The sequence below is a fragment of the Acinetobacter sp. V110_1 genome, assembly GCF_031798975.1.
GTDB classification, from domain to species: Bacteria; Pseudomonadota; Gammaproteobacteria; order Pseudomonadales; family Moraxellaceae; genus Acinetobacter; species Acinetobacter nosocomialis_A.
The window spans coordinates 85,679-94,887 of sequence record NZ_JAVQNN010000021.1 but is presented as its reverse complement, the minus strand read 5'-3'; the positions used below and the strand labels follow the sequence as shown (position 1 = coordinate 94,887).

The 9,209-nt window shown below is 39.1% G+C and carries 8 protein-coding genes and 2 pseudogenes; 6 read left to right on the top strand and 4 right to left on the bottom strand.

From position 1 onward, the window contains the following. Nucleotides 1–299: pseudogene (locus RMA95_RS08885) on the bottom strand (transposase); the annotation flags it as partial. On the opposite strand from RMA95_RS08885, the pseudogene RMA95_RS08880 reads away from it, so the two are divergent. The 3 genes and pseudogenes from RMA95_RS08880 to RMA95_RS08870 form a co-directional block, all read left to right on the top strand. Beyond that, nucleotides 289–744 (top strand): annotated as a pseudogene (locus RMA95_RS08880) (TetR/AcrR family transcriptional regulator); the annotation flags it as partial. The pseudogenes RMA95_RS08885 and RMA95_RS08880 overlap by 11 nt on opposite strands. A gap of 71 nt (nt 745–815) precedes the next feature. Next, nucleotides 816–1,127, top strand: a complete 312-nt coding sequence (locus RMA95_RS08875; RefSeq protein ID WP_311070190.1) for a hypothetical protein — start codon at nt 816–818, stop codon at nt 1,125–1,127. Between the two features lie 12 nt (nt 1,128–1,139). Continuing rightward, complete coding sequence (locus RMA95_RS08870) at nt 1,140–1,715, top strand: hypothetical protein (protein ID WP_209834653.1); 576 nt, start codon at nt 1,140–1,142, stop codon at nt 1,713–1,715. A 114-nt stretch (nt 1,716–1,829) separates the two neighbouring features. Here the strand turns inward: RMA95_RS08870 and RMA95_RS08865 are convergent, their stop codons facing one another. The 3 genes from RMA95_RS08865 to RMA95_RS08855 all read right to left on the bottom strand — a co-directional run bounded on the left by RMA95_RS08865 (nt 1,830) and on the right by RMA95_RS08855 (nt 6,275). Next, nucleotides 1,830–3,113, bottom strand: coding sequence for a ribonucleotide-diphosphate reductase subunit beta (locus tag RMA95_RS08865; protein WP_311070189.1), 1,284 nt, complete (start codon nt 3,111–3,113; stop codon nt 1,830–1,832). Between the two features lie 137 nt (nt 3,114–3,250). Then, a complete protein-coding gene (locus tag RMA95_RS08860; RefSeq protein WP_263613010.1) occupies nt 3,251–3,385 on the bottom strand; it encodes a preprotein translocase subunit YajC in 135 nt (44 codons plus the stop codon). Between the two features lie 55 nt (nt 3,386–3,440). Then, entirely contained in the window at nt 3,441–6,275 is a 2,835-nt protein-coding gene (locus RMA95_RS08855; RefSeq protein ID WP_311070188.1) for a ribonucleoside-diphosphate reductase subunit alpha, read from the bottom strand. 329 nt (nt 6,276–6,604) lie between these two features. Between RMA95_RS08855 and RMA95_RS08850 the strand changes: the two genes are divergently transcribed. The 3 genes from RMA95_RS08850 to bfmS are packed head-to-tail and all read left to right on the top strand — an operon-like array spanning nt 6,605 to nt 9,206. After that, complete coding sequence (locus RMA95_RS08850; protein WP_263613012.1) at nt 6,605–6,811, top strand: hypothetical protein; 207 nt, start codon at nt 6,605–6,607, stop codon at nt 6,809–6,811. After that, on the top strand, nt 6,808–7,524 hold the full coding sequence (gene bfmR / locus RMA95_RS08845) for a response regulator transcription factor BfmR (protein WP_000076440.1): 717 nt from the start codon (nt 6,808–6,810) through the stop codon (nt 7,522–7,524). The genes RMA95_RS08850 and bfmR overlap by 4 nt, the downstream gene beginning before the upstream one ends. Nucleotides 7,525–7,556: 32 nt before the next feature. Next, entirely contained in the window at nt 7,557–9,206 is a 1,650-nt protein-coding gene (bfmS, locus tag RMA95_RS08840; protein WP_004710386.1) for a sensor histidine kinase BfmS, read from the top strand. The last annotated feature ends 3 nt before the right edge of the window (nt 9,207–9,209 follow it).

The following is a 9,209-nucleotide window of genomic DNA, read 5'->3' as shown; positions in this document are numbered from 1 at the left end:
TGAACTGAACTGAACTGAACTGAACTGAACTGAACTGAACTGAACTGAACTGAACGTATTTGTTGGGTTTTGGCATCTATACCAATGTGGAGTTTACGCCATTGGCGACGATATTCGGGCTGGTGTTTCTTCCTTTTTCATTCACCTTCACCTAAAAACTTTAAACCAGTAAAGTCCACGATTAGATGTAATCCATTACTACTTTTTTGATAGCCAATCGCAATATTAATATGCTTTTATCTTCTGCAAAGAGTTGAGTAATCTGGTGCACTCCAATTTGAACCATTTAGTGGCGTAAGCATTGGTAGCCTATATCAATACTTTCCATCTAAAGATGCCTTAATCGTCGAGTTAATTCGACGTGAGCGTGCCAAATTATCAAATGATATTGTTGAGGCCATACAGCAACATGACGCCGCAGACTTAAAAGAAAAATTAAAATTAATCATACGTGCTGCTGTGCAACATCAATTGAGCCGCCCACAGTTGGCACGAACACTAGAGTTTGCATCCGAACTCATTGGAAAAGACATAGAGGAAAGTGAGCATCAACACGAACTTGAAACCATAATTTCTGATCTTTTTATACGTTCTGACATTTCACATGCACATACGGCTGCACAAGATGTGATTGCTTTAAGCAAAGGAATGATTAACGCAGCAGGCATCGCAGGGGAAAGTGATTTAAATCATTTACAGCAGCGAGTTGAAAAGGCTGTATTTGGTTATTTAGAGTTATATTAAAGATTATTAATTTTGCTATAAAATAGCATTTTTATTTTATTAAATAATTATATTTTTTTATTGGGGAAATTATGAAAAATGAAATTATGAGCAAAGCAGAGGTAAGCGCATTTACTTCGCTTTTTTTAGGTTTGGCGGGTTATTCTATTTTTATGTTTTATCTACTTGCTAAACGAAGTAAAGGAATAAACTACTTTAATGACTTATATTTGATTAATAAATTTGTAGTTTATTTTTTATTTTTTTTATTGTTTTTATTAGGGGTACAGTTTAAAAACTATATAAATCTAAAAAATATATATGTTGTAAAATTTATTGATTTCATTAGTGCTTTTAGTGTTGGTGTTTTATTAGCCTCTGGCTTTTTTACTATTGTTTTATAGTTGGGGATAGTTGTGATTTATAAACTTAAAATGTGGATCTCTAGAGAAGTAGTTGATCCATTTTTTTCATTATATTCTTATATTTATAAAAATTTTGTTCTTGTCCTTTCCTTAAGTTTCTGTGTGATTGTACTGCTTTGTGCTCTTAACCCAAGTATAGTTTTTACTCCTAGAAAAGAGAGTTTTGTTGTTTATGAACCTGAATTTCATATCAAATATGGACGTATGACATCGTTGATAATAAAAGATAATTATAAAAAAAATATTATTAATTGCGCATATTTTAGAAATGAGAATGGTTCATTTTGTGAATTATATAAGCCTAGAAAACTACTTAAAGTTGAGGGAGGTTTTTTTCCTAATTCATCATTGTTTTTTAAAAATAAATATATTGTAGTCACTAGAATTCGTTTTGAAGATGAAAAAGGGAGTGTAATCAATTTTTCAACAAGTGAAGAAAAAATTGCTTCTTGGTGGAATTGGGTTATGTTCCCCACCTTATTGATGCGGTATTTAATTTTAATCTGGCTAGTGGTAGTTATTTCAATATTAATTTTAAAATTAGTTAAGCATAAGAAAGAAACCTAATTTTATTTAAAAATAGTTTTATCCTTATTTTGAGTTGAGAGATAGATATGAAAAAGGGCTGCTATTAGCAACCCTTTTTTACAGCATCTATATTGTGCTGTTATATGCTTAATCTTACCAGCTTAACGCACCACCAGTTTGGTAGTCAGTTACGCGAGTTTCAAAGAAGTTCTTCTCTTTACGTAAGTCCATCATCTCAGACATCCACGCAAATGGGTTAGTTACACCAGCAAATTGCTCTGGTAAACCTAACTGAGATAAACGACGGTTACAGATGAATTTCAAATATTCTTCCATCATGCTTGCGTTCATACCTAATACACCGCGTGGCATCGTGTCACGTGCATATTCGATTTCAAGCATAGTACCTTCAAGAATCATTTGAATGACTTCTTGTTGGAACTCGGCAGTCCAAAGGTGAGGGTTCTCAATCTTGATTTGGTTAATCATGTCGATACCAAAGTTCAAGTGCATAGACTCATCACGCAAGATGTATTGGAACTGCTCAGCAACACCGTTCATCTTGTTACGACGGCCCATACTCAAAATTTGAGTAAAGCCACAGTAGAAGAAGATCCCTTCGAGTACACAGTAGAACGCGATCAAGTTACGAAGTAAACGTTGGTCGTTTTCAGGAGTACCTGTGTGGAAAGTAGGGTCACTTAAAGATTGAGTGTACTTAAGACCCCAAGATGCTTTACGTGCAACAGATGGAATCTCGCGGTACATGTTGAAGACTTCGCCTTCGTCCATACCTAAAGATTCGATACAGTATTGGTAAGCGTGAGTGTGAATCGCTTCTTCAAACGCTTGACGCAAGATGTACTGACGGCATTCAGGGTTAGTAATGTGACGGTAAATCGCCAATACCAAGTTGTTTGCAACCAAAGAGTCTGCAGTCGAGAAGAAACCTAAAGAACGCATAATAATAGTACGCTCATCTTCGGTTAAGCCATTTTCAGACTTCCAAAGCGCGATGTCATGGTTCATGTTAACTTCTTGCGGCATCCAGTGGTTTGCACACCCGTCAAGATATTTCTGCCAAGCCCATTCGTATTTAAATGGCACAAGCTGGTTCAAGTCAGCGCGACAGTTAATCATGGCTTTGTCGTCAACCTGAACGCGTTGCGCGCCCATTTCTAACTCTTCAAGGCCAGGAGCAACATCCAAATGTTCTAAGGCTGCAGATGCTCGAGCCATTGAATCGGTTGGATTTGTTGATCGCACGGAATGGGTTCCAGCGGATTGTGGAGCTGCCACGCTCTGCGATGATGGCTGCGCAGCAGATACATTCTGCGAATCAGACGTTTTTTCCGGTTGGATGGGCGCAGACTTGTGTTCAGGTGCAGCCGGTTTTTGCGAATCATCTTCAAAATCGTCCCAACTAAGGATAGACATTGTTGTTCTCTCTTCGTTGTATATATCTATGTTCGACATCTCTAAACGAAGATGTCACTACTATACGCTTATAATGTGTAAACAAAATTAAGTTTTATCGATGTATGACCAAATTTTGGGCCTTTGGTCCATCATCCCTACAACTTATTTTGCTTACGCTTTTGTTCACGGATTTTAAAAAAGGCGTAAACCATAGGCGTATAAAAGAAAATAAAGGCAAAGATTAAGATTCCAACACCAAGCATATAGTTATGGCTGAGATGAAAAAACATAATCTTTACCTCATTTAAAGTTGCTCTTTTGTTTAAAGAGCAACTTTATTAAATGTTATTGGCAAGCTTCGCAATCAGGGTTGTCGATTGAACAAGCCATCGGAACAGGAGCTGCTTGAGTGAAGCCGTCTTCTTCAACTGTTTCAGGCTTTTTCGCTTCTACGACCGGAGCCGCTGCAGGTGCTGCCGCTTCTACAGTTGCAGGTTTAACCGCGTTTAACGCACCTGTGTTAATTGTAGATTTTTCAGCAGAAGTTGCACCTAAAGCTCGGAGGTAATAAGTCGTCTTAAGACCACGTAACCATGCCATCTTATAAGTAATGTCAAGTTTCTTACCGTTTGCACCAGAGATGTAAAGGTTAAGAGACTGTGCTTGATCAATCCATTTTTGACGGCGTGATGCAGCATCAACAATCCAGCGTGGCTCAACTTCAAACGCAGTAGCAAAGATTGCTTTTAATTCTTCAGGAATACGAGCAATTTTTTGTACTGAACCTTCAAAGTGTTTAAGGTCGTTAACCATTACTGTGTCCCAAAGACCACGGTCTTTCAATGCACGAACAAGGTAAGGGTTAATAACAGTGAACTCACCTGACAAGTTAGATTTCACATATAAGTTTTGGAATGTTGGCTCAATAGACTGAGAAACACCACAAATGTTCGAAATGGTTGCAGTTGGAGCAATCGCCATTACGTTTGAGTTACGCATACCGTCTTTTTGAACTTTGGCACGTAAAGTGTCCCAGTCTAAACGTTGAGTACGGTCAACTTCGAACATACGTTCTGGACGAGATTTAGCAACAATTTCAATAGAGTCGATTGGAAGGATACCTTGATCCCACAATGAACCTTTGAATGTTGAGTAAGCACCACGTTCAACAGCCAAGTCGCTTGAAGTTTGGATTGCATAATAGCTAATCACTTCCATTGACTCGTCAGCAAAGTTCACAGCTTCATCAGAACCGTAAGCCATACCCATTTCGTAAAGTGCATCTTGGAAGCCCATGATACCCATACCAACAGGACGGTGTTTCAAGTTAGAGTTTTTCGCTTGTGGTACAGCGTAGTAGTTAATGTCGATAACGTTATCGAGCATACGAACTGCTGTTTTAACCGTACGCGCTAACTTTTCACGGTCTAATACGCCGCCTTTAACGTGTTGCACAAGGTTGATCGAACCTAGGTTACATACTGCAATTTCGTCTTGGTTTGTGTTTAACGTAATTTCAGTACATAGGTTAGATGAGTGAACTACGCCAACGTGTTGTTGTGGTGAACGTAAGTTACATACATCTTTAAACGTGATCCAAGGGTGACCAGTTTCGAACAACATAGAAAGCATTTTGCGCCATAAGTCTTTAGCACGTACTTTCTTGTGCAACATGTTCTGTTCTTTCGCAACAGACTCATAGTATGCATAGCGTTCAGCAAACTCAGCACCAGTTAAATCGTGTAGGTCCGGAGTTTCAGACGGAGTAAATAGTGTCCAATCGCCATCTTCAAATACACGTTGCATAAATAGGTCAGGAACCCAGTTTGCAGTGTTCATGTCGTGAGTACGACGACGGTCATCACCTGTGTTTTTACGAAGTTCCAAGAATTCTTCGATGTCTAAGTGCCAAGTTTCTAGGTACGCACATACCGCACCTTTACGCTTACCACCTTGGTTTACTGCAACGGCTGTATCGTTCGCAACTTTAAGGAATGGAACAACACCCTGAGATTTACCGTTTGTACCTTTAATATAAGAGTTCAAGGCACGTACAGGAGTCCAGTCATTACCTAAACCACCTGCCCATTTAGAGAGCATCGCGTTGTCACGCATTGCACCATAAATGTCATAAAGGTCGTCACCAATCGTTGTTAAGTAACAACTTGAAAGCTGTGGACGTAATGTACCTGAGTTAAACAGGGTAGGCGTAGACGCCATGTAGTCAAAGCTAGATAACAAGTTATAGAACTCGATTGCACGCTCTTCTTTATCTTGCTCATTAAGCGCAAGACCCATAGACACACGCATGAAGAATAATTGTGGTAATTCGAAGCGAACGCCATTTGAGTGAATGAAGTAACGATCAAATAGAGTCTGTAAACCTAAGTAGGTAAATTGGTTAGAACGTTCAGGCTGAATTGCTGCAGCTAGTTTTTCTAAATCGAACTTAAGCAAGTCTGGTGAAAGCAAATCAAGCTCTACACCTTTTTTCAAGAATGCTTCAAGTGCATTGTTTTCAGCTGTATCTGCCGGTAAACCTAAGAATGCTAAACCAGTGCTGACCAACTCATCACGAAGCAAACGCGCAGTTACGTATGTATAGTTAGGTTCTTGTTCGATACGTGTACGTGTTGCCATCATCATGGTGGTAGCAATATCGCTTTCTTTTACGCCGTTATATAAGTTTTTAACGGTCTCATCGATAATTGCTTGAACCTCAATACCTTCTAAGCCTTCAGCAGCTCTATTTACAGTTGCTTGTAACGCACTTAAATCAAGTGGTTGAAGCTGACCGTTTGCATCAGTAACTTGCAAGGTAGGGTGGTGGTTTGAATTTGTTTGCTGACGAGCGCTAGCACGTTGTTCGCGGTAAATTACATAAGCGCGGGCAACTTTTTGTTCCCCAGTACGCATTAAAGCAAGTTCTACTTGATCTTGAATTTCTTCAATATGGATCGTACCGCCCGATGGTAAACGGCGTTTAAAAGTATTTAATACCATTTCCGTCAACTGGGTAATACGGTCATGAATACGGCTTGAATCCGAACTCTGTTGACCTTCCACAGCAAGAAAAGCTTTACCAATCGCAACAGAAATTTTCTCTGCATCAAATGCAGCAACATCTCCAGTACGCTTAATCACCTGAATTTGACCAGGAGTCGAAGTAATTACGCTCATGCCAGCATAGCTCCATTGTCACTTTTGTTATGTTCATAGACCGTTTGAACCGAGCAAAAAACATGCCACGATATTTGAGGGATAAACACAAGACTTAGTAGTTAAAGTTTATTTTCAACACAAGATACGGGATTTTTTAAGCTAGATCAATCTTGACTTTTTAGTAATTTTTTATCTGTATGATTTGTCGGGAGATAGCATACCAAAGCTATGAAAAAACACTTATAGATAACTTTGTGGATAACTCAAAAAACAAGCACTTGAGCGAATTTAAATTCATCAAAGAAATAATTTGTTTAATATTCATACATAGGAAATATGAATAGATTATGACATATAAGAATAATAAACAGATATCAAAAACACTTGAAAATTCAAAGGTTAATAAAATGCAACAAAACATGGTTGTCATGTATCAGTTTGGTGAACGCCTACTTGTTTACAATGTAAACGTGTGTATATTGCAAATGATAAACGAATGTATCTGCAAGATTTTTAAGATGCATGTAATGAGATTTATAGGGGCAATGATATGAGCCAAGAAGAAAAGTTACCAAAGATTCTGATCGTTGAAGACGACGAGCGTTTAGCGCGATTAACTCAAGAATATTTAATCCGCAACGGTTTGGAAGTTGGTGTAGAAACTGATGGTAACCGTGCAATTCGTCGTATTATTAGTGAACAACCAGATCTTGTGGTCTTGGATGTCATGTTGCCGGGTGCAGATGGTTTAACCGTTTGTCGTGAAGTTCGCCCACACTACCATCAACCTATTTTGATGTTGACTGCACGTACTGAAGACATGGACCAAGTACTTGGTCTAGAAATGGGTGCAGACGATTATGTCGCTAAACCAGTTCAACCACGTGTATTATTAGCGCGTATTCGTGCACTATTACGTCGCACAGATAAAACTGTTGAAGATGAAGTTGCTCAACGTATTGAGTTTGACGACCTTGTAATCGACAACGGCGGCCGCTCTGTAACGTTAAATGGTGAGCTTGTTGACTTTACAAGTGCTGAATATGACTTGTTATGGTTGCTTGCTTCAAACGCTGGTCGTATTTTATCGCGTGAAGATATCTTTGAACGTCTACGTGGTATCGAATACGATGGTCAAGACCGTTCAATCGACGTACGTATTTCACGTATTCGTCCAAAAATTGGCGATGATCCTGAAAATCCAAAACGTATTAAAACTGTACGTAGTAAAGGTTACTTGTTTGTTAAAGAAACCAATGGATTGTAAAATCTGATTAAACTTCCTATAAGGTTGGTCGAGTGTTTAAACACAGTATATTCCTGCGAATATATGCGGGGCTGGTAATTCTTGTTGTTTTGGTGGCTGTTTTTGGGTATTTACTGGTACAAATTATCAACTACCAACGCGCACAAGAATACCGAGAATCTTTAACTGATGGTATTTCTTATGTCATTAGTGAAGGGGTCGCTCGACAACCTGGGAAGCAGCAAAAGATAGATTGGATTTCTGACGCATCTGATTTGCTCGAACTTCCAATTTACTATACCGATGCAAGTAAGGTTGAATTGTCTCGAACCGAGAAAAAGCGGATCGAAGCACAAAAATCTGTTGTTCGTTACGATGCCAGTAATAGCATTGCATATGTGATTATTGGTTTACGTGACGACCCACAACATTATCTATCTATAAAAGTCGACAAAATTAGTGAACGCCAAATGAAGGCTCTTCCTATTTTTGTACTCGACTATTTAATGTTTTATCCGGGACAGGAACAAGAGTACCTTGCCAAGATTCAAAAACATTTCTCATATCCAATCAATATTCAAAATATTCAAGATGTAAATCTGGACTCTGAACAGATTGGACGTTTACGCCAAGACCAAAGTGTCATGTTGTACAAAGATAGTGCAACAGTACGTGGTACAACCATTTCGATTGTCTCTCCAATCCCGAATCATCCTGCACAAGTGTTGGTGTTGGGCCCAGTTCCAATGTTTAACTGGATGCCTTTACAGCTTTCTGCGGGTATTACCTTATTTAGCCTGTTCTTATTAAGTTTAGGTGTTTACGGTTTGATTTTGCCGTTAGAGCGCAAAATTCGACAAGTGCGTTATGCGCTAAACCGTATGAAATCGGGTGATTTGTCATTGCGTGTTCCGATTGAAGGAAGTGACGAAATGGCAAACTTGGCTTCAAGTTATAACAATATGTCTGATCATATTCAGCGTTTGATTGAAGCTCAACGTGAGTTAATGAGAGCGGTATCTCATGAGCTGAGAACGCCTGTGGCACGTATTCGCTTTGGTACAGAAATGTTAGCCGAAGAAGATGACTACAATCACCGTATGCATCAAGTCGACATGATTGATAAAGATATTGAAGCACTCAATACCTTAATTGATGAAATCATGACTTACGCAAAGCTAGAGCAGGGCACACCTTCGTTAGATTTTGCAGAAATTGTACTTTTTGAAGTGTTAGATCAGGTTGCTGTTGAAACCGAAGCTTTAAAAACACAGAAAGAAATTGAACTCATTCCACCACCTTTATATGTGAAAGTAGATGCAGAGCGTCGTTACCTTCACCGTGTTGTACAAAACTTGGTAGGTAATGCTGTTCGCTATTGTGATAACAAAGTGCGTATCACTGGTGGTATTCACAGCGATGGCATGGCTTTTGTTTGTGTTGAAGATGATGGACCGGGTATTCCTGAGCAAGACCGCAAACGCGTATTCGAAGCTTTTGCACGTTTAGATGACAGTCGTACACGTGCATCTGGTGGTTATGGTTTGGGGCTTTCCATTGTAAGTCGTATTGCTTACTGGTTTGGTGGTGAGATTAAAGTAGATGAAAGTCCAAGTTTGGGTGGGGCACGCTTTATTATGACGTGGCCAGCACATCGCTTTAAACAACCGCCATTAAAGGCAAATAAAAAAGCACCTGCATAAGGT